This is a genomic window from Candidatus Enterococcus avicola (assembly GCF_047470845.1).
In the GTDB taxonomy this organism is placed as follows: domain Bacteria; phylum Bacillota; class Bacilli; order Lactobacillales; family Enterococcaceae; genus Enterococcus_D; species Enterococcus_D casseliflavus.
In genome coordinates, this window is the sequence record NZ_JBLGTY010000006.1 from 18,369 (window position 1) to 39,714 (window position 21,346).

Genomic DNA, 21,346 nt, shown 5'->3' on the forward strand with positions numbered 1-21,346 from the left:
AAATTGAAAAAACATGTATAAAAAGGAGAGATTTGATTATGACAACAGCAACTATTACAAAAGCAACGATTAAACCATTTATCCAAGAGCGTTTAGCCGCTTATCAAGCCTTGGCATTAGATATCCATAATCACCCAGAAGTCAGCAACTATGAGTTTTATTCAGCCGATGCCCTGATCGCCCAATTAGAAAAAGAAGGCTTTGCTGTCAAAAAGGATGTGGCAGGCCATCGCACCGGCTTTGATGCCCGCTATGTCAGTGGGAAACCTGGTCCGACGATTGCCTTTTTAGCCGAGTATGATGCGTTACCTGGCATCGGTCATGCCTGCGGACACAATCTCTTCGGGACTTATTCCGTCTTAGCTGCCAGTGCTCTACAACCTTTCATCGATGAGCTAGGCGGGGAGATTCGAGTCTATGGGACGCCAGGAGAAGAAGGTGGAGAAAATGGTTCCGCTAAAGGTAGTTTTGTCCGTGAAGGGTTCTTCAATGATGTCGATGCCGCTCTTTGTGTCCATCCAGCCCATCGCTATGGCAAAACGACAGCGTCATTAGCCAATGATCCAGTGGATATCAAGTTCTATGGTCGGGCTTCCCATGCGGCAGCTGCACCAGAAAAAGGCATCAACGCGTTAGAAGCATTGCTGCAAGTCTTTAACGGGATCAATGGGTTGCGCCTGCATTTACCAAAAGACGTCAATATTCATGGTGTGATCACCGATGGCGGCGTGGCAGCCAATGTCGTGCCAGAATATGCAGCCGGTCGTTTTTATTTACGAGCAGCCAATCGAGCAACCTTGAATGATGTCTACGAGAAAGTCGAAAACATCGTCAAAGGAGCCGCTTTAGCCACGGGAGCGACCTATGAATTCGGCTTGTTCCAAAACTCCGTCGATGATGTGATCGTGACACCAAGTTTTGATGAGATTTTCTTCGCCCATGCCCAAGAAGCGGGCGTACCTGCCGATGAGATCGATACGGAAGCAAAAGCAAGTCTTGGTTCTTCTGATGTCGGCAATGTCAGTCAAGTGATCCCGACGATCCAACCCACCGTTTCGATTTCAGATGACTACATTGCGGGGCATTCGGAAGAATTCAAAGCCGCTGCTAAGAGTGAAAAAGGCTTGCAGTCGATCGCTATCGCGGCTGAACTTTTAGCCCTGACAGCGTTAGATCTTTTTGAACAACCGGCGTTATTAGAAAAAATCAAAGCCGATCATCAAGAAAGTTTAGCGAAAGGCAATTAATGCCAAAATCGTGAAAGAAGATATCCAGAGGATACTCAATAATATAGAAGAAAAAAAGTCTCTGCCGCAAAATGTCGGTAGAGACTTTTTTGTTAGTCGATGACTAAAATGCCTTCTTTTAATGAAAAAGGATTTTGCTGATTGATATGATCGTAGAACATGACCCCGTTTAAATGATCGATCTCATGCTGAACGACGATTGCAGGATAGTTCTTCAAACGAACTTTTTTCTTTTTACCGTTAATGTCGTAATAGCTGATCGTGATCCGGGCATGGCGTACCACGTAGCCAGGGACTTCACGGTCCACGGAGAGACAGCCCTCGCCTTCACCCAAACAAGCTTCTTGCACGGAATGACTTAAAATTTTGGGATTGTAAAGAACATCTTTAAAATCAGGTTCAGTTTTTTCTGGGTCGCTGCTAGGGACGAGGACCGCTGTGATTCGTTTTGAAATATCTAATTGAGGAGCTGCTAGACCAACGCCGCCTCTTAATTCAAGTTCTTCTGCCTTGACTGGGTCTTGGCTGTTTTCTAAAAAGGTCATCATTTCTTTTCCCAGTGCGATATCTTCTTCGCTTAAAGGAAAAGGTACTTCTTTTGCTACTTCACGCAAGGTTGGATTGCCTTCGCGAATAATATCATCCATTGTAATCATTGATGATGTGATTCCTCCTACTATGTAAAAATGACGAAAGCAAGTTTCGTTCCTAATAAAGTGTACCATAACTGTAGAAAGAAGGGCATAAGAAAGTTTAAAGGGTAAAGCTTTCTTATTAAATGAAACGATATTTCTATATATACGATTTAATTATGAAATATAGTTGCGAACGAGAAAAGAATCAGTTATAATGCTTTTATAGAAAACGGTATCACGAAAGTGACTCACCAAGGAGGCAAAGAGATGTTCGGCTTTTCTGTATTTATGAACGAAGACTTGACGGCAGCAGAACTTGAGCAGATGACTGCGATGGCATCAGGCTTTAAAGGGATTTTCACCTCCATGCACATACCAGAAGACGATCGCAGTACCTATCGGCAGCGTCTGACGGACTTGGGAGGTTTCGCAAAAGACCATCAGCTGTCTTTAATGGTAGATATTTCTGGAAACGCCTTAGCAGAAGCGGGCTTTTCCATCGACAAGCTGGCGGAACTAAGGGAGATCGGTGTCACTGGTTTACGAATGGATTATGCGATCGACAATCAGCAAATCGCCGCTTTTTCAAAGGAAATGACCATCAGTTTGAATGCCAGTACATTAACGGAAAAAGACATTCGAGAGCTGCAGGCGTATGGAGCCGATTTTACTCGATTGGAAGCTTGGCACAATTATTACCCTCGACCAGAGACGGGACTGGATGCTGACTGGTTTCAGGAGAAGAACCGCTGGTTGAAAGCACAAGGCTTTTTTGTCCAAGCCTTTGTTCCAGGAGATGCCAAGAAACGCGGACCGTTATTTCAAGGATTACCCACACTGGAAAGACACCGCAACTGGTCGCCGTTTGCCGCAGCGATCGACTTGTTGGCTACCGGCTCAGTTGATGCTGTTTATATTGGTGATGGGATGGTTTCTACAAAAAGTGCCCAGCAGTTTGCGACGTATCTGCAAGAAGCGCGGATCGTTTTGCGGGTCAAAGATCTTGGTTCCACTTACTTTGAACACGTACTAGGGAATCACCAAAATCGTTACGATGAAGCTCGAGATGTCTTGCGTAGCGCCGATGCCCGTTTCAATGCCATTCCAGAAGTCAAACCTGAACTTAGTCAAGAGCGGCCAGTGGGTGCTGTGACGATCGATAACCAAGAGTACTTGCGCTATATGGGAGAGATCCAGGTGTGCAAACGTCCTTTGCCAGCAGACCCCAAAGTCAACCTCGCCGCTCAGGTGATACCAGCCGATCTGCCTTTGATCCAACAAATCAAAGCAGGGATGCGATTTAAATTAGAAAGAGATGATTCCAATGAATAAAATCAATTTAGACAAATTAACGACTGAACGACGCAATAGCGAAACGAGCAATTTAGATGAAATGACGATTTTAGAAGCGTGCCAAAAAATGAACCAAGAAGATCAAAAAGTTGCCTATGCAGTGGAAAAAGAAATTCCTAGTATTGAAAAAGTCATTGAACAAACTATCGCTGCTTTAAAAAAAGGCGGACGCTTGATTTATCTTGGCGCTGGTACGAGTGGTCGATTAGGCGTCTTGGATGCGGCCGAATGTGTCCCAACCTTTGGGGTATCACCTGAGATGGTGGTTGGTCTGATCGCCGGTGGCGAAGAAGCGATGACGGTCGCTGTCGAAGGAGCAGAAGACTCCTTAACGCTAGGGAAACAAGACCTTGTCGATCTGAAGTTGAACCCAAATGACATGGTGATCGGGATCGCTGCCAGTGGTAGAACTCCTTACGTGATTGGGGCTCTTGATTACGCCAATGAGCTTGGTGCCACAACGGCTACGATCGCTTGTAACAAAGATGCGGAGATCTCTCAACATGCCAGCTTTCCAATTGAAGTCGATTGTGGCCCAGAGTTTCTGACGGGTTCGACTCGTTTAAAATCTGGGACGGCCCAAAAATTGATTTTGAATATGATCTCGACGTTATCGATGGTAGGGATCGGCAAAGTCTACAATAATTTGATGGTCGACGTGAAAGCGACCAACGAAAAATTGGTGGAACGCTCAAAACGGATCATCATGCAGGCAACTGAAGCTGATTATGAAACAGCCGCCGTGGCATTTGAAGAAGCAGATCAGAATGTTAAATTGGCGATCGTGATGCTGTTGACGGATAGCACGAAAGACGAAGCACAAGCAAAACTTGCCACGGCACAAGGGTTTGTCAAAACGGCGTTAGGAGGGGAAAAGTAATGGCAAAAGAAACACTGACGGTAGAAGAGTTAGCGGAGAAGATTTTTCAAGAAGCCGGCGGAATGGACAACGTAGAAACAGTCAATCACTGTATGACTCGCGTACGAATGACCGTCCGCGACCACGACAAGGTCGATCAACAAGGGTTAAAAGAGATTCCCGGTGTGATGGGGGTCGTCAATGACGAGCAGCTGCAAGTCATTATCGGACCAGGGAAAGTCAACAAAGTAGCTAACGCAATGGTGGCAAAAGCCGGTGTTGATTTAGGGCAAGAGATCCCGCAGCAAAAATCAGGCAAAGAGGCGTTATCAGAAAAAACGGCAGAGATGAAAGCAGCCCAAAAAGCCAAACAAAAATCATCGCCATTGAAGTCGCTGCTGAAAGACATTTCAAATATTTTTGTTCCAATGATTCCAGCCTTCGTTGGTGCAGGACTCGTTGCAGGGATCGCCTCCGTTCTGACCAACATGATCACGGCTGGCCGATTAGATGGAGACACTTGGAATTATTATGTCATGATTTTAAACGTCCTAAGAAATGGGATGTTCACCTATTTAGCGATCTTTACTGGGGTCAATGCTGCGCAGGTCTTTAAAGCCAATCCAACCCTTGGTGGAGTGATCGGTTCGATCATCTTGCTGACAGGTATGAACCCAGAAGCCCCGATCCAAAACTTGTTCACTGGCGAAGCGTTAGCTGCCAACCAAGGGGGGATCATCGGTGTAATCTTCGCTGTATGGCTTTTGGCGAAATTAGAGGCAGTGCTGCATCGAGTGATTCCCGAAGCGATCGATATTATCGTGACCCCAACGTTGTGTTTGTTGATCATCGGTTTGACGGAGATTTTCTTGATCATGCCATTGGCCGGTCTGATCTCTGACAGCTTAGTCGGTTCGATCACTTGGGTCTTGAATGTGGGCGGTGCTTTTTCTGGGTTTATCTTAGGGGCGGCCTTCCTACCAATGGTCATGTTTGGTTTGCATCAAATTTTGACCCCGATCCACATCCAAATGATCGAAGCAACAGGCAGCACGCAATTATTACCGATTTTAGCAATGGCTGGTGCCGGTCAAGTCGGAGCAGCTCTAGCCTTATGGGTACGACTACGTAAAGACAAAGAGCTTTCTGAAATGATTAAAGGTGCATTGCCAGTTGGGATCTTAGGCATCGGCGAACCATTGATCTACGGAGTGACGTTGCCATTAGGTCGACCATTTATCACTGCTTGTATTGGTGGTGGGATCGGTGGTGCGGTCATTGGCGCTTTGACAAATATCGGCGCAACGGCGATTGGACCTTCAGGGTTAGCTTTGATTCCATTGATTGCCAACGGCCGTTGGATGGGCTATATTTTCGGCTTGTTAGCAGGCTATGCTGGCGGCTTCGTTGCCACCTACTTCTTTGGGATTCCGAAAGATCGCTTAGAAGCAGCCAAAGAAAGCGAGGCAGAGGAGGCAAAACCAGCTGCAACCGTCACTTCCGTGCAACCGCAACCAAAAAAAACGAGTGAAACGGCGGCAAAGGAAACGGCAGCAAATTCATCAGCAACAACGATCGATACCCCCTTATACGCAGTAGCAACAGGTACGACAAAATCGATCAGTGCATCAAGTGATCCGGTATTTTCGCAAAAAATGATGGGCGACGGGTATTTTGTCTTGCCAGACAATGGGGCGATCTTTGCACCAGCAGCAGGGACGATCACGACGATTTTTCCAACGAAACATGCATTGGGGATCAAGACTGCCAGCGGGCTAGAGATTTTGCTGCACATGGGGGTCGACACCGTCGAATTGCAAGGAGCACCTTTTGAGATCCTGGTGGAGGAAGGCCAAGCCGTGACACCAGCCACCCAAGTTGCCCAAGTCGATTTGGCGCAGTTGACAGCCAAAGGCAAAGCTACTGAGATGCTCGTGATTATCACCAATATGGACCAAGCAGCCAACGTTGAACTGTTACCGATCGCGGAAACAAAAGCAGGTCAAGCAGTCATGCATGTGGCAACGATAAAATAATGGTAAAACCTCTATCTGATAAAGATAGAGGTTTTTTTTAAGAAGTTACTAAATTGATTGCGGAAACGAGGTCTTTATGTTACAGTTTCGTTACAAAGGGAGAAATCCCATTCGAGGAGGCAATGACGATGAAAAAAATAATTTGGTTCGGACTAATGACGCTGGCATTTTCACCATTGATGGTTCATGCAGATGAAACGGCTACGAGTGGAAGTGACAATCCGGTTGCCGTTAGCGAGACGCTTTCATCAGAAGGGCAAACAGATAGTGAGCAGATCCAAAATTCTGCCCAAGAAAGTACAGCGGAAGACCAAGAAACGGATCAATCCGCTACTTCAGAAACTACAGCTGACGAGAATCAAGAGCCAGTCGATTCCGAAGCCGTTATTGCCTCGATCCAAGCAGAGACAGGGACGCAAAACGTCAATGAGATCAACACGTTAGCTGATGAACCTAGTTCGCTACGTAGTGCCTTAACTCAAGGGATCACTGAAGGCAGTGTGACCGCATTTACTCAAGAACAGTTGGACCAGTTGACAGATGAAGAATTGACCAATGGCAATCGCCTAGCACTACGTTATTCTAGTGATGCGATGGGCTTTGATATTGCTTACTTGGCAAAAATCATCGGTGCCTTGTTTGTCGATCAGACGTTATCCTGGGAAGCCATTGAGCCACAACTGGCTTTTGATGCGAATAGCTACGCCAGTTTTGCTGACTTGATTCCTGTCGTGGATCAGTTGCAGGAATATTTACGGGTCGTCTATCCAGCAGACGGAGTCTTTTTACATTTGAATCAAGCCGTTTCCAACGAATGGATGATTTCGATTTTAACCAATTTGAATCAGATGGAACAAGAGATGCAAGTCGATCCAGGTGCCTTTGTTCCAGGACGGATCTCTTATATCATTCAAGCGGCAAATGATTCCATGTATCTGCCTACAGGCACGCAAACGAGTACGACTGAAGAAGCAACCGCAACATCGACGACCGCTCAAGAAACAGCGACAACGACTTCTTCGAAAGAGGCCAACGCTACTGCCGATGGCGAAAAAACATTACCTAAAACCAATGAAGCGCCAAGCTATACCTTATTGATCGCAGGTATCATCCTGCTGCTGATCGTTTTCTTGATTTTATGGCGCCGAAAGAAAAAATGAACGTTATTTATAATAGGCAGAATGAAAAAATAGCAATCTTCGTTTTCCATCAGGGAAACGAAGGTTTTTTGTTTTCAGAAATTTCATTTATGATTTCTTTTCAAATAACGCCTTTTATAAAAAGACCAGAATCGATTCCTTCATAAAAAAGTCAAATTTAAATTCTTGCATTCTCTGGTGAAGGGTGTATAATGACACAGTGTCATATGACATCGTGTCATATTGAGAGCTGTGATTTATTTTAATTAGAAAGGAGATGCTTGTGATGCCGACAGATACATTTTTTCACTTGCCGCCGGAAAAACAAAAGCGCATTTTAAATGCGGCGAAAAAAGAATTTTCCAGGCTGCCTTTGAAAGACGCCTCGATCGCCAACATCATCAAAGATGCCGAAATTCCTCGGGGGAGTTTTTACCAATACTTCGAAAACAAAGAAGATCTTTACTACTATTATTTCCATACGTTGAAAAAAAATAGTCAGCGTGACCTGCTGAAATCGATCCAACATGAAAATGGGGATCTATTTGCGGGGTTCGAATGGTACTTTTCACGGATGATCGCCGAAGTTTTTAAAGGCAAAAATGCAAACTTTTACCGCAATTTATTTATGAGTATGGATTATCGTTCCTTCCATAAAGTCGTGCCCGAGATGCAGCACAAGATGCATCAAGAACACAAAGCCGATCGGCAGAAGCAGCAAGCCATCTTTTTGTCAGAGATCGACAAAGATTTATTGAAAGTCAAAGACGACCATGAGTTGAAAATGCTGATCCAGCTGCTGATGCATACCGTCTTTTCGACGATTGCCGAAGCCTATCGCCAATCAGCGTTTGATCCAGACTATGATCCTGCCGAAGCGATTGCTGATTTTAACAGTAAAGTCCGCTGGTTAAGAGAGGGCGCAAAAAAAGAAAGAGGGGAAACCTATGATTAAGCTGATAAAACGCGTATCCGTCATTTCCATCATCATGGCAGTGGTGTTTATGGTGATCCAAGTCGTTTCTGATTTGTATCTACCGACATTGACTTCCAATATTATCAACAATGGGGTGGCGACAGGCGACATTGATTACATTTGGAAAACCGGCTTTTACATGATCGGCTTTTCATTAATCAGTATCATCGCCGCTTTAGGAAATACGTATTTCGCAACAAGAGAATCACAAAAATTAGGACAAAAACTACGTTCGGACATTTACCAAAAAGTTGAGAATTTTTCTTCTCGTTCTTTCGATAAATTCGGGACCGCATCATTGATCACACGGACCACCAACGACGTCAACCAAATTCAAATGGTGACGCAAATGTTTTTACGTATGATGATCAATGCACCGATCACACTGATTGGGGCGAGTTTCTTGGCCTATCAAAAAGATGCCCAATTAACACGAATCTTTTTAGTCGTTATTCCTATCATGCTGGTATTGGTCGGCGGTATTATGTATTTTGCCGTTCCTTTATTCAAAAGTATGCAAAAGAAAACTGACCGTTTGAACTTAGTCTTTCGTGAAGGCTTGACGGGGGTCCGCGTTATTCGAGCATTTGATAAGACGGATTATGAAGCGAATCGCTTTGATGAAGCCAACAAAGATTACACCCACACCGCGATTAAAGTAAATACCATCGTGGCTTTGATGATGCCTTTGATGACGTTGATCATGAGTGGGACAAACATTGCCATCACATGGTTTGGTGGTCATTATATTGCAGAAATGACCTTAGAAGTCGGGAACTTGATTGCGTTTATGACCTATGCAATGCAAATTTTGATCAGCTTTATGATGCTGTCCATGATCTTCGTGATGGTGCCAAGAGCCCAAGCATCGGCTGACCGGATCAACGAAGTCTTAAATGAAGAAGATGAAATTCTCGATCCAAAAACACCAGCGACATTGAGCTTACAAGGGGATCAAGCAACCTTGGCCTTTGACCATGTGGCGTATCGCTACCAAGGCGCTGAGAAATTGGCGTTGGAAGATATCGATTTTCAAGCAAAATCTGGTGATTTTGTTGCCATCATCGGTGGGACGGGCTCAGGGAAAACGACCTTAGTCAATCTCTTGCCTCGTTTGTACGATGTGGAATCTGGTGCAATCAAAATCAATGGGGTCAATATTGCAGAAGTCACCCAGCACAATCTACGAGAAGTCGTGGGCTTTGTTCCACAAAAAGCGGTACTGTTTTCCGGTACCATTCGTGAAAATATGAAATACGGAAAACCCGATGCGACAGACGAAGAAATCTGGCAAGCATTAGAGATCGCCCAAGCCAAAGATTTTGTCTCCGAACTGGCAGATGGCTTAGATAGCCGTGTAGAACAAGGCGGCGGCAACTTCTCTGGTGGACAACGTCAACGTTTAGCGATCGCTCGTGCGTTAGTGAAACAAGCAGATGTCTATGTCTTTGATGATTCCTTCTCCGCACTGGACTTCAAAACCGATGCCAACTTACGTGCAGCGCTGAAACGCGACATGCAAGACAGCATTATGGTCGTGGTTGCCCAACGGGTCAGCACCGTCATGGATGCCGATACGATTTTAGTATTGGATGAAGGACAACTCGTAGGAAAAGGAACCCATGAATCATTAATGGCAGACAATGAAACCTACCAAGAAATCGTTTCTTCACAATTGAGAGAGGAGGATCTTGCATGAGTGAAAAGAAAACAACAACACAACACCGTGGCGGACCAATGGGTGGCGGTCCGGGCCGTAACATCGGTGCCAAAGGACCAAAAGCCAAAAACTTTTGGGGAACGGTCAAACGGCTTTTCGGTTACATGTCGAAACGCTCTATCGCTATCATTGCCGTCTTCGTTTTAGCGATCGCAGCCGTGATCTTCCAAATCCAAACACCGAAAATTTTAGGGGAAGCGACCACTGAAATTTTTAAAGGTGTCATGATCGGTGCACAACAGATGCAAGCCGGCCAACAGGTGACAGAATTTCCTATCGATTTTGAGAAAGTTGGTCAAATCATTTTGATTGCGATCGGCATGTATGTGATTTCAGCCGTCTTCAACTTTCTACAACAGTTTATTATGACTCGTGTCTCGCAACGAACGGTTTATGAGCTGCGTCGTGACTTAGATGAAAAAATGAACCGCTTGCCGATCTCTTACTATGATACTCACTCAAATGGGGATATCATGTCACGGGCGATCAATGATATGGATAATATCGCAAGTACCTTGCAACAAAACTTAACCCAATTTATTACGAGTGTCGTGACCTTTATCGGGGTTTTGTGGATGATGCTGACGATCAGTTGGCAACTGACTTTGGTTGCTTTAGCAACGGTTCCTTTAAGCTTGATCGTCGTGATGATCGTCGCACCAAAATCGCAAAAATTCTTTGCGGCACAACAAAAAAGTTTAGGATTGCTCAATGACCAAGTCGAAGAAACTTACGGCGGTCACACAGTTGTCAAAACTTTCAACCATGAAGCCGCCGATCAAGTCGTTTTTGAAGAAGAAAATGACCGTCTGTATTCCGCTGGTTGGAAAGCCCAATTTATTTCAGCGATCATTATGCCCTTGATGAACTTCATTAAAAACTTAGGCTATGTCTTCGTGGCTGTCCTTGGTGGGATCAAAGTGGCGAATGGGAATATGACGTTAGGGGATGTGCAAGCATTCTTGCAATACACCAATCAATTCTCTCAACCGATCACTCAAATCGCTAGCTTGCTAAACACCATCCAATCAACCGTTGCATCTGCCGAACGGGTCTTTGAAGTCTTGGATGAAGAAGAAATGAATGATGAGCCTTCTGGTTTACCAGTGGAAGACAGTGAATACAAAGTTCGTTTCGATCATGTTCAATTTGGTTATGCCCCAGACAAATTATTGATGACCGATTTTAATCTGGATGTCAAAGCTGGTGAGATGGTGGCTATCGTAGGACCAACTGGCGCTGGGAAAACCACGCTGATCAATCTCTTGGAACGTTTCTATGATGTTTCTGGCGGCAGCATTCGTTACGATGGCAAAGATACTCGAGACTTGACTCGTGATGAGTTGCGTAGTAATATCTCGATGGTGCTGCAAGATACGTGGTTGTTTACCGGCTCCATCTATGACAACATTCATTATGGAAATGAAAAAGCGACCAAAGAACAAGTGATTGCTGCGGCGAAAGCTGCCCATGTGGATGATTTTGTTCGCAAATTGCCAGAAGGCTATGATACGGTCTTGAATGAAGAAGCCAGCAATATCTCCCAAGGTCAACGTCAGCTGATCACAATCGCTCGTGCCTTCTTAGCGGATCCAGATGTCTTGATTTTGGATGAGGCAACTTCTAGTGTCGATACGCGGACAGAGATTTTGATCCAAAAAGCAATGGGTCGTTTGTTAGAAAATCGGACCAGCTTTGTGGTTGCTCACCGTCTATCTACGATTCGTGATGCTGACAATATTATCGTGATGAATCACGGGTCTATTGTTGAGACTGGAAATCATGAAGAATTGATGGCACAAAACGGTTTCTATGCAGACCTGTATAACAGTCAATTTTCAGAAGAAGTGGCGTGATCCACTGTTTGTAATGAAAGAAATTCTTCCCCAAATGATAATAAACAGACCGCCAAAGGTTGACTGAAAGAAAGCAGTGATTGTCACTGCTTTCTTTTTTTTATGAATTTTTGCCGCTTTATTTTAAATATTTATTGCAATTAACTGGATTAAAATGTATATTAATACATAATTTCGAATAAACCAAGAGAAGGAGTGAAACCAATGAGTCATCTTTTTCCTAATTACAGCCGTTTGCCCATCGATATCCAGCAAGGCAGCGGCAGCTATGTCGTAGATTCGCAAGGTAACCAATATTTAGATTTAACAAGCGGTATCGGGGTCGTCAATCTTGGTTATGGACATCCCAAAGTGCAAGCTGCTTTGATGGCACAAGCAGAGCAGATTTGGCATGTGCCGAATTTGTATGATAGCCAGCTGCAAGAAGAAGTTGCCCAAAAGCTGACCCAAAATCAAAAGAACGCATCAGACGAGCCGTATCTGGCTTATTTTTGTAATAGCGGCGCTGAGGCGAACGAAGCTGCTTTAAAGCTGGCTCGCAAAGCGACGGGACGTAGTAAGGTTATTAGTTTTGAACAATCTTTCCATGGTCGGACTTTTGGCGCGATGTCTTTGACTGGGCAAAGCAGTATCCATGATGGGTTTGGACCGTTAGTACCAGAGATGGTTTATGTACCGTTTAATGATCTTGAGGCATTGCAAGCCGTTTTAGATGAACAGACGGCAGCCGTGTTTTTAGAATTGATCCAAGGCGAAGGCGGCGTGATCCCTGCTGAGGTGGCATGGGTCCAAGCGGTGGCAGCCCTTTGTCAGGAGCAGGGAGCACTGCTAGTGGTGGATGAGATCCAAACCGGGATGGGACGGACAGGAACACTGTTTGCTTTTGAAGGATATGGCATTGAACCTGATCTTTTTACCGTAGCAAAAGGGCTTGGTAACGGGATCCCTGTCGGAGCGATGCTAGGCAAAAGCCACTTGCAAACGGCTTTTGGACCCGGTAGTCACGGTTCGACCTTTGGTGGCAATAAATTAGCGATGGCCGCTGCTAGTGCCGTTTGTAGTGTGTTGCAAGAAGAGGACATTCAAGTCAATGTTCAATTGCGTCAGCAGCAGTTTTTCGACGGATTGCAAGGACTATCTAAGGTGCAGGCGATACGTGGGAAAGGACTGATGATCGGTATCGAATTAGCCGATTCGGAAAGCTTGCAATCCGTGTTGACCCAATTGCGGAACCAAGGCCTCCTCGCATTAAAGGCGGGTACCAAGGTTTTGCGCTTGCTCCCACCCTTAACGATCTCGCAAGAGGAAACGAAAGCAGCATTGGCGATTTTACAAGCGATCTTAGCATAATTGTATAAAAATAGATTTTTTGGACATTTTTTCTTATAAAAACCGAATAACAGCGAATTTATTTTGAATAGTTTTATAAATAATCATTGACAGAGCGATGGGAGTTTCTTATAATCTTAAGTAAATTCTTTTGAGGAGTGACGTGTTTGAAGGCAGCAATCGTTGGTGTAACAGGGTATACCGGAATTGAATTGATTCGTTTGATCCAGCAGCATCCCCAATTGGAGGTGGGCACCTTGCATAGTCATTCTATGCATGAAAATTCATCAGTTTTGTATCCTCATTTAATTGGACTGACAGAGCAGCTGATCGAACCTTTTGATGCAGAAAAAATCCAAAAGGAAAATCAACTCGTGTTTTTTGCGACTCCTGCTGGAATCAGCAAAGAACTCGCAGCGACTTTTGTCGCAAATGACTTTCCAGTGATTGACCTTTCTGGTGATCTGCGATTGAAGGATCGGGATAGCTATCAAAAATGGTATCACCAAGAAGCTGCACCTACCGAGTTGTTGGTACAAGCGACCTATTCGCTGCCTGAGTTTGCAACGACTCCTGGCAATTTGATCGCCAATCCAGGCTGTTATGCGACTGCTGCCATTTTAGCGGCTGCGCCGTTGGTTCAGCAAAAACTATTCAGCGGTACGTTGATTTTTGATGGCAAGTCGGGCTTGTCGGGTGCTGGTAAGAAATTGACCGACAGCAGTCACTTTGCAACCGCTGCGGATAACATGACGATGTATAAGCCAAATCAGCATCAGCATATTCCTGAGATCATGCAGCAGTTTCAGCAATGGGATCAGGCAATGCCGCCGATCCAATTTTCTACCAGCTTACTGCCTGTCAAAAGAGGGATCTTTATGACGCTTTATGCGCCTATCAAAGACGCGATTTCGCAAGAGGACATCTATGAGCAGTACGTAAAAACGTATCAAGACCATCCGTTTGTCCGAGTGCAACCGTTAGGAAAGCTGCCCGAGCTGCGGCAAGTGACGGGAACGAATTTTTGTGACATTGGCATAAGTTTCAATCCGCTGACCCAAGTGTTGACCGTTGTCGCAGTGATCGATAATTTAGGCAAAGGGGCTGCTGGCCAAGCGATCCAAAACTTCAATCGATGGGCAGGGATACCAGAAACGACCGGTCTTATGCAAGCTCCGTTATACCCATAAAATAGCCAACAGACACGTGAGGATCCTCGTGTCAGCCAGTGGACAATCCGCAAAAAGGTGGCAGTAGGAGGAAAGAAAATGAAAGAAATCGAAGGAACGATCGCAACCCCCAAAGGTTTTTTTGCCGACGGTCTGCATTGCGGTCTGAAGAAAGAGAAAGTCGATCTTGGTTGGATCGTCTCTGAAGTGCCAGCCAGTGCTGCGGCAGTCTTTACCACCAATCAAGTACAAGCGGCACCCATTCTCGTTACAAAGGAAAAAATGCAAGCAGGCAACTTGCAGGGCGTGATCGTCAATGCGGGCAATGCCAATGCTTGTACCGGGGAGCAAGGTTTAAAAGATGCACAAGAGATGGCAGAATTGGCAGCAGCCCAGCTACATACGAGTCCCGAAGCCTTTGCGGTAGCCTCCACCGGGATCATTGGTAAGAGCTTACCGATGGAAAAAATCACTGCAGGGATTCAGCAACTAAACAGGCAAGGGGATGCCCACCGATTTCAAAGAGCGATTTTGACGACGGATCTGACTGAAAAAAGCAGTGTCATCCAATCAACGATCGCTGACAAAACGGTGACTGTTGCGGGCTGTGCCAAAGGGTCTGGTATGATCCATCCCAATATGGCTACGATGCTGGCCTTTGTTACGACGGATGCGGCGATCGCTCCAGCACTCTTGCAAGCACTGCTGAAAGAATTGACCGACGTTACCTTCAATCAAATCACGGTCGATGGCGATACATCCACCAATGATATGGTGATAGTTTTAGCCAACGGGTTAGCCAAAAATCCAACGATCGAAGCCGATACGCCAGCTTATCAGGAGTTTAAAGGGATGCTCAAAGCAGTTCTGACCGCACTAGCCAAAGCAATTGCGAAGGATGGAGAAGGCGCCAGCAAATTGATCGAAGCTCACACGAGTGGAGCGGTGACGGATGAAGCAGCCCGGATGATCAGCAAAACCATCGTCGGTTCGCCGCTGGTCAAAACAGCCCTCTTTGGCAAAGACCCAAACTGGGGGCGTATCTTATGTGCAGTGGGTTATAGTGGGCAACCCATCGATCCAGCAACGGTATCGATCGCATTAGCCGACATTCCCGTCTTTGTCCAAGGGACACCGGTAGCTTTTGACGAAACCATCATGCAAGAACAGTTGGCGGAAAATGAGGTCAAAGTCGCTGTCGAGCTGAAAGAAGGGGCAGGCGTTGGCACCGCTTGGGGCTGTGATCTGACGTATGATTATGTGAAAATCAACGCACTATACCACACCTAATACAAATCAGGTACTAGACAAAAAGGAGCGAGTAGATGGAAACGATCGTAGTAAAAATCGGCGGTGTCGCCTCAGACAATTTAACCCCGTCATTCTTTGAGACTATAGCAGATTGGCAAGCTGCGGGCAAAAAAGTGGTCATCGTCCATGGCGGCGGTCACTACATCTCAGAAATGATGGAGAAAATGGCGTTGACAGTCACGATCAAAGACGGCCTGCGGGTGACCGATCCCCAGACGCTTGAAGTAACTAGAATGGTCCTTCTGGGACAAGTTCAACCGCTGATCACGACCGCTTTCCAGCAAGCTGGGTTCCATGCCGTAGGACTGAATGCCGGCTGTGATCAACTGATTCAAGGAGAAGTCATTGATGAAGAAAAATTAGGACATGTGGGGAAGGTTCAACAAATCAACGCTGCTTTCCTGCAGCTCTTGACAGAGAAAAAACATGTTCCGATTTTGGCCCCACTAGGAATTACCCCAGAGGGTCAATGGCTGAACATCAATGCCGATGAAGTAGCGTGTCAGGTTGCTGCCAGCTTGCAAGCCGAAAAACTGTATTTGTTGACGGATGTTCCTGGCATCAAACAAGAAAGCAAGTGGTTATCGGCTGTTTCTTTTGAAGAGATCCCCCGTTTGATCACCGAAGAAGTAGTCACAGGCGGCATGCTGCCAAAACTAAAAAGTGCGCAGAAAGCCTTGAAAGCAGGGGTAGCTGCCGTTTGTATCACCGATCGAATCGATCGTTTAGGAACCCAGATCCTCGCGGCAAGTCCAGCCGCAGCTGTCTGTAGCTGAAGCCATTAGCAACACCCAAATGCCTCTTCTCTACTCATAAAAATGCAAAATTCTGACTTTTCTGTGCTTTTCTTCTTATTTTCTCTAAAAAAAGAATAAAATAGGTAGGGATTTCATTTGCTAGAATTTCGTTTTATCAGTACAATGAGTACATATGTAAGTAGGGGGAGAAACAATGACAGATTTCTTATTGGGGAGCAGTACGAAGTTGCTGACTGTTGCAATCCGGGTAAAAGACCGCGATCAAGCGATTGCCTTTTATCGGGATGTACTTGGTTTTGAGTTGAAAAGAGAAGAAAATGAATTGGCCATCTTTGGTCTAAAAGGATTAGATAGAGAAGTTTTATGGTTGGAAGAAAGCCCGCGTGCCAACGATCACTTCGGCGAGATCAAAAAAATGCAGCGCATCGTCTTAGCTGTATCCTCGCTAGAAGAAGCGGCAACTATCGCGAGCAATGCCCAACAAAAAGCGATTGCTTTCGAAGAAGCTCGTTATGAAGCGAATCAATTAGGCTTTATTATAGCTGATCCAGAAGGGAACAAAATTGAAGTCTTATTTACAGCACCCGCAGGAACTGCGGTACCAAAAGACGAAGCAGAATTGATCAAAGCGGCACCTGCAAAAGCGGCTGGCTTATCAAAAGAAGCTCATTTTGGCAAGCTGTATTTAAACGTCAGTGATCTAGCCAAAGAGCAGCTTTTCTTAGAAGAAAGCTTAGGCTTGAAAACAAAAGAAGCCGAAACGAAGGAATTTATCCTCAATGATGGTGACTTCCAAGTCGGCTTGACTGAAGCACAAGGTGGTACGATCGATTTGCCGACCCATGAGGTGCTTGGCTTAGACTTCTTGAAAATCTCCATCAGTCAAGAAGATATCGATACATTGGAAAAGCACTTGTCTGAGAAGAACCAAGCGTTTTTCATCGACAAAAAAAGGAAGTTGTTGACGACCTACGATGCGATCGGTATCGAATGGTGGTTTATCGTTAAAAAATAATAGGTTATGAAAGAAAAAGCAGAGAGGGCGATTCTCTGCTTTTTCTTTTTTTTGTCAAAAAAAGAAACTTTTGTTTTTATTTCGCACGAAAGAGTGCAAAAACCTGTTACATCGGTTTGAAGACCAATCATTGAAAAAACGGTAGTTTATCTGTATTAGCAGAGCAGGTCCAATCTGTTTCGATTTTATTGTTTTGTTATTTAATGATTGGGTGTCTTATTTTAAAACTTAATATAATAGCCATTATGATTCAAAAAAAGAAAACATTATATTGAATTGTGGTTATTCTTAATTTATAATAAAAAAGAATCGAGATTCGATGGACTCTGGACGCAGAGGTTGTTTGTTGTTTTAATGTATGCGGTTTCTTTTGGTGGTGAGCAGTAACGGGAAGACAAGGAGTAGATGTGATGAAAAAAAAGGGGATACAGCGGTATTTTGCTCAATGGGATCTTCAGCTTATGGTGCTGCCGGCGATCTTACTGGTAGGTATCTTTAGTTATATCCCAATGTACGGGATTTTGATGGCGTTTCAACAGTACAATATTTTTGAGGGAATGGCAGGAAGCCCTTGGATCGGTTTTGACAATTTTCGTCGCTTTTTTAGTGAACCACGCTTTTGGGAAATCTTACGCAATACCATTATGATCAGTGTGTTAAAGATCGTCATTTGTTTCCCGGCACCGATTTTGCTGGCATTGATGCTTAACGAAGTCAAGAATGTTGCCTTCAAGCGTGTGGTGCAGACGATTACTTATCTCCCACACTTTTTATCATGGGTGATCGTGGCAGGGTTTACGATGTCGATTTTATCGATGGATAACGGTAGCTTAAATATTGCTTTGGAGAGTTTAAACCTGATCGATGAACCAATCAACTTTTTATCGATCCCCCGTTATTTCTGGACGATCATCGTTACGACAAATCTTTGGAAATCGATTGGCTTTGGCTCGATCGTCTATATGGCAGCCATTGCTGGGATCGATCCGCAGTTGTATGAAGCAGCATCCTTAGATGGTGCGACAAAATTTCAGCAAGTTTTTTTGATCACGTTGCCTTCGATCATTCCAATCATTACGATCTTCTTGATCTTAGAAATCGGCAACTTGTTAAATGCGGGCTTTGAAGATTTGCTTTTACTGGGGAGCAATCCAGCTCTTAGGAATGTGGCGGATGTCATTGATACCTATGTGTATCGGGTAGGGATCAGCAATTCTCAATATTCATATGCAACAGCTGTTGGTTTGTTCAAAGCAGTCATTAGTGTCACGCTTTTGAGCGGAGCAAACTTTTTCGCACGCAAAGTCGGTCACAGTCTATGGTGAGTAGCAGAGGAGGAAATGAGCAATGAGGAAAAATTGGGGCGACCAAGCGATGATGGTGTTCATCTATGTATTTTTGATAACGCTTGCATTTCTAACGTTTTATCCTTTCTGGAATTCGCTGGTGATTTCCTTTAATTCTGGTCGTGATACGGTAACTGGCGGCATCACTTTTTGGCCAAGAGAATTTACGTTGGAGAACTATCAAATCGTCTTTCAAGACCAGCGCTTGATGAATGCCTTTTTCATCAGTGTCTTGCGGACCGTGATCGGGACATTTTCATCAATCATGCTGACAGCGATGGCGGCTTATGGGATGTCAAAAAGAGAATTGATTGGTCGGAAATACATTACGATCTTCTTCATCCTCACGATGTTCTTCAGTGGCGGCTTGATCCCAACCTTCTTAGTGGTACGTTCACTAGGATTAATGGATTCTTTTTGGGTAATGATCATTCCTGGATTGATCAGTGTTTGGAATATGATCATCTTCCGAACGTTTTTCCAGCAACTGCCGAAAGGGTTGGAAGATTCAGCGAAAATTGATGGTTGCGGGTATTGGGGGACATTTTTCCGGATCATTTTGCCACTATCAGGTCCAGTTATTGCCACACTCTCGCTGTTTACCGCAGTTGGACACTGGAATGATTGGTTTATGCCAAGTATCTACATCACTTCGGATCATCTGATTCCCTTGCAGACGTTTTTGCAGCGAGTCTTGAATTCGAACACGGTGAGTTCGCAAATGAGTCAAATCGATTCTGGCTCAGCTGCTCGTTTGGCAGATATGACTGGTGTTACCGGAAAATCCTTATCAATGGCAATCATGATGGTGGCGACTTTGCCGATCGTAATGGTTTATCCGTTTGTTCAAAAGTATTTTGTAAAAGGTGTTTTGATTGGTTCATTGAAAGATTAGCATAGCAGGTGGCCCCTTTTGATAGAAGGGGAGAGCAGTAAGAGTTGAAAGGGGATAAAAGAATGAAAGCAAGGCTATTAAAAGGAGTACTGTCAGTGACTGCAATGAGTCTTTTGCTGGCAGCTTGCGGCAACGAGTCCGGAACAAGAGAAAGTGATGCAGCGGCACCGAGCGAACGTGACAGCTCGGAAGTATTTGAGCTTGGTAGTGAACCGCTGGAAATCACGATGTTTGGTAATTATGATTGGTATACGATGGATCGTTGGGGAGATGATCCAGCAACTGCTGCCATCAAAGAACTGACCAATGTAGATATCCGGGCGATCGACGGCGGCGGGAATGCAGCACAGCGGCTAAGTACAATGATCGCCGGTGATGATCTGCCTGATTTTATCTGGCTTGATCGTGGGTCAGATGTGGAACGGTTGCGAGAAGCGGGGGCCTTAGTACCGTTTGATGATTACTTGGATAAATACCCGAACTTGAAAGAATGGGCCGGCGAAGAAATCCTCAACATGTTGCGTTCAGAAGATGGTAAGCTTTATCAATTTCCAAACTGGTATAGCTCTGAGCCTTTTGGCAATGCGGGTTATGTCGTCAATAAAGAGATTCATGATGCTTTAGGAGCGCCAGAATTGAAAACAACCGATGATCTTTATGAGTATTTGAAAGAAGTTCAAACAGAGTTTCCTGATATCATTCCATTTGAAACAGATGTCAGCGGACAAGGGATCAATGTCTTGTACTCCGCCTTTGCGGAAGGGCGTTCACCAGCAGATATCCGCATTCGGGCTGTCCCTCAAGGCGATGCTTTGACCTCGATCTTTGCCAATGAAAACTACGTAGAATCGATTGAATATGCGTCAAGATTGTACCGTGAGCGCTTAATGACCCAAGATACCTTAACGCAAGATGCAGATATGGTGGCAGAAAAAGTAACCAGCGGTCGTGTAGCAGTTTATGCTGCTGCCAGTCCATCGAATCATGCCCGCGATGCCCACTACATCTTGCAAGAGCAAAACCCGGATGCGGGGTATTTCTATATCGAACCAATTGCTAAACCAGGACTGGATCCTGACAATATCTTCCCAGGTTCCTATGAAATGCTAGGGTGGAATGTCAGTGTCATCACTAGAAATGCAGAAGACCCAGAAAAAGTCTTTGCCTTCTTAGATTGGTTAACAGGGCCATTGGGTCAGTCGATCCTGATGTTTGGACCAGAAGGGCAGTATTGGGATGGCTTCGATGAAGAAGGTTATACAAAGTTCACAGATGCCTACGCAGAAGATGCTGCCGGCGTTTCAGAAATCGAGCAAGCAACATCAAGTTTCCAATGGAACGGCAACTCCGCCTTTTTAGACAATACTAAAACAAAATTTGAATTAAATCTTCCCGAAGATCAAATGAACTGGGCAACGAAATGGCAGCATGCCATTACTTGGGACACGCAAAAAGATGACACAGAATTTGCGGCGATCAACCCGATGCCAGACTCACCAGAAGGAATTATTCAGCAACGGATCAATGATATTTTTGAAGAAGCCAATGCTTCAGCGATCTTTGCTGATAGCGATGAAGAAGTGCGAGCGATCTTTGCTGAGGCAGAAGAACAAGCGCAAGCAGCCGGTTATCAAGAATTGCTGGATTATCAAACAGCGAAATGGCAGCAAAATCTACAAAACTTAGCCCGCTAGAGGACAAA

Annotated in this window: 17 protein-coding genes; 16 read left to right on the top strand and 1 reads right to left on the bottom strand. The window is 44.9% G+C overall.

Going from position 1 to position 21,346, the window contains the following annotated elements:
* Window positions 1–38 precede the first annotated feature (38 nt).
* Window positions 39–1,247: a M20 family metallopeptidase gene (locus tag ACI3E5_RS07290; RefSeq protein WP_081118270.1), complete on the top strand. Its 1,209-nt coding sequence runs from the start codon at window positions 39–41 to the stop codon at window positions 1,245–1,247.
* 92 nt (window positions 1,248–1,339) lie between these two features.
* Here ACI3E5_RS07290 and def read toward each other — a convergent pair whose 3' ends face one another.
* Entirely contained in the window at window positions 1,340–1,903 is a 564-nt protein-coding gene (def, locus tag ACI3E5_RS07295) for a peptide deformylase (protein ID WP_005227211.1), read from the bottom strand.
* A gap of 246 nt (window positions 1,904–2,149) precedes the next feature.
* Here def and ACI3E5_RS07300 point away from each other — a divergent pair, with 246 nt between their 5' ends.
* From ACI3E5_RS07300 to ACI3E5_RS07370, 15 genes are all read left to right on the top strand, one after another.
* The gene (locus ACI3E5_RS07300) at window positions 2,150–3,214 is read left to right on the top strand and encodes a DUF871 domain-containing protein (RefSeq protein ID WP_498821300.1); all 1,065 of its coding nucleotides are present in this window, start codon (window positions 2,150–2,152) and stop codon (window positions 3,212–3,214) included.
* A complete protein-coding gene (gene murQ, locus ACI3E5_RS07305; protein WP_498821298.1) occupies window positions 3,207–4,115 on the top strand; it encodes an N-acetylmuramic acid 6-phosphate etherase in 909 nt (302 codons plus the stop codon). Before ACI3E5_RS07300 ends, murQ begins: the two co-directional genes overlap by 8 nt.
* Entirely contained in the window at window positions 4,115–6,130 is a 2,016-nt protein-coding gene (locus ACI3E5_RS07310; RefSeq protein WP_498821296.1) for a glucose PTS transporter subunit IIA, read from the top strand. Before murQ ends, ACI3E5_RS07310 begins: the two co-directional genes overlap by 1 nt.
* Before the next feature lie 128 nt (window positions 6,131–6,258).
* Entirely contained in the window at window positions 6,259–7,290 is a 1,032-nt protein-coding gene (locus ACI3E5_RS07315; RefSeq protein WP_081118274.1) for an LPXTG cell wall anchor domain-containing protein, read from the top strand.
* Between the two features lie 265 nt (window positions 7,291–7,555).
* Window positions 7,556–8,224 carry a TetR/AcrR family transcriptional regulator gene (locus ACI3E5_RS07320; RefSeq protein ID WP_077453958.1) on the top strand — a complete coding sequence of 223 codons (669 nt, stop codon included), beginning with the start codon at window positions 7,556–7,558 and terminating at the stop codon, window positions 8,222–8,224.
* Window positions 8,217–9,944, top strand: coding sequence for an ABC transporter ATP-binding protein (locus ACI3E5_RS07325; protein ID WP_216682210.1), 1,728 nt, complete (start codon window positions 8,217–8,219; stop codon window positions 9,942–9,944). Before ACI3E5_RS07320 ends, ACI3E5_RS07325 begins: the two co-directional genes overlap by 8 nt.
* A complete protein-coding gene (locus tag ACI3E5_RS07330) occupies window positions 9,941–11,821 on the top strand; it encodes an ABC transporter ATP-binding protein (protein ID WP_086293873.1) in 1,881 nt (626 codons plus the stop codon). The genes ACI3E5_RS07325 and ACI3E5_RS07330 overlap by 4 nt, the downstream gene beginning before the upstream one ends.
* 204 nt (window positions 11,822–12,025) lie before the next feature.
* Complete coding sequence (gene argD / locus ACI3E5_RS07335) at window positions 12,026–13,171, top strand: acetylornithine transaminase (RefSeq protein ID WP_194194941.1); 1,146 nt, start codon at window positions 12,026–12,028, stop codon at window positions 13,169–13,171.
* Between the two features lie 146 nt (window positions 13,172–13,317).
* A complete protein-coding gene (argC, locus tag ACI3E5_RS07340) occupies window positions 13,318–14,340 on the top strand; it encodes an N-acetyl-gamma-glutamyl-phosphate reductase (protein WP_411415696.1) in 1,023 nt (340 codons plus the stop codon).
* Window positions 14,341–14,418: 78 nt separating this feature from the next.
* Complete coding sequence (gene argJ / locus ACI3E5_RS07345) at window positions 14,419–15,609, top strand: bifunctional glutamate N-acetyltransferase/amino-acid acetyltransferase ArgJ (protein WP_411415697.1); 1,191 nt, start codon at window positions 14,419–14,421, stop codon at window positions 15,607–15,609.
* A 35-nt stretch (window positions 15,610–15,644) separates the two neighbouring features.
* Window positions 15,645–16,406: an acetylglutamate kinase gene (gene argB / locus ACI3E5_RS07350; RefSeq protein WP_498821291.1), complete on the top strand. Its 762-nt coding sequence runs from the start codon at window positions 15,645–15,647 to the stop codon at window positions 16,404–16,406.
* Window positions 16,407–16,581: 175 nt separating this feature from the next.
* Window positions 16,582–17,403 (top strand): VOC family protein, encoded by an 822-nt coding sequence (locus tag ACI3E5_RS07355; RefSeq protein ID WP_498821289.1) that lies wholly within the window; start codon window positions 16,582–16,584, stop codon window positions 17,401–17,403.
* 410 nt (window positions 17,404–17,813) lie between these two features.
* The gene (locus ACI3E5_RS07360; protein ID WP_081118282.1) at window positions 17,814–18,728 is read left to right on the top strand and encodes an ABC transporter permease; all 915 of its coding nucleotides are present in this window, start codon (window positions 17,814–17,816) and stop codon (window positions 18,726–18,728) included.
* A 22-nt stretch (window positions 18,729–18,750) separates the two neighbouring features.
* Window positions 18,751–19,644, top strand: coding sequence for a carbohydrate ABC transporter permease (locus ACI3E5_RS07365; protein WP_081118283.1), 894 nt, complete (start codon window positions 18,751–18,753; stop codon window positions 19,642–19,644).
* A 62-nt stretch (window positions 19,645–19,706) separates the two neighbouring features.
* Window positions 19,707–21,338, top strand: coding sequence for an extracellular solute-binding protein (locus tag ACI3E5_RS07370; RefSeq protein ID WP_081118284.1), 1,632 nt, complete (start codon window positions 19,707–19,709; stop codon window positions 21,336–21,338).
* Window positions 21,339–21,346: the final 8 nt, after the last annotated feature.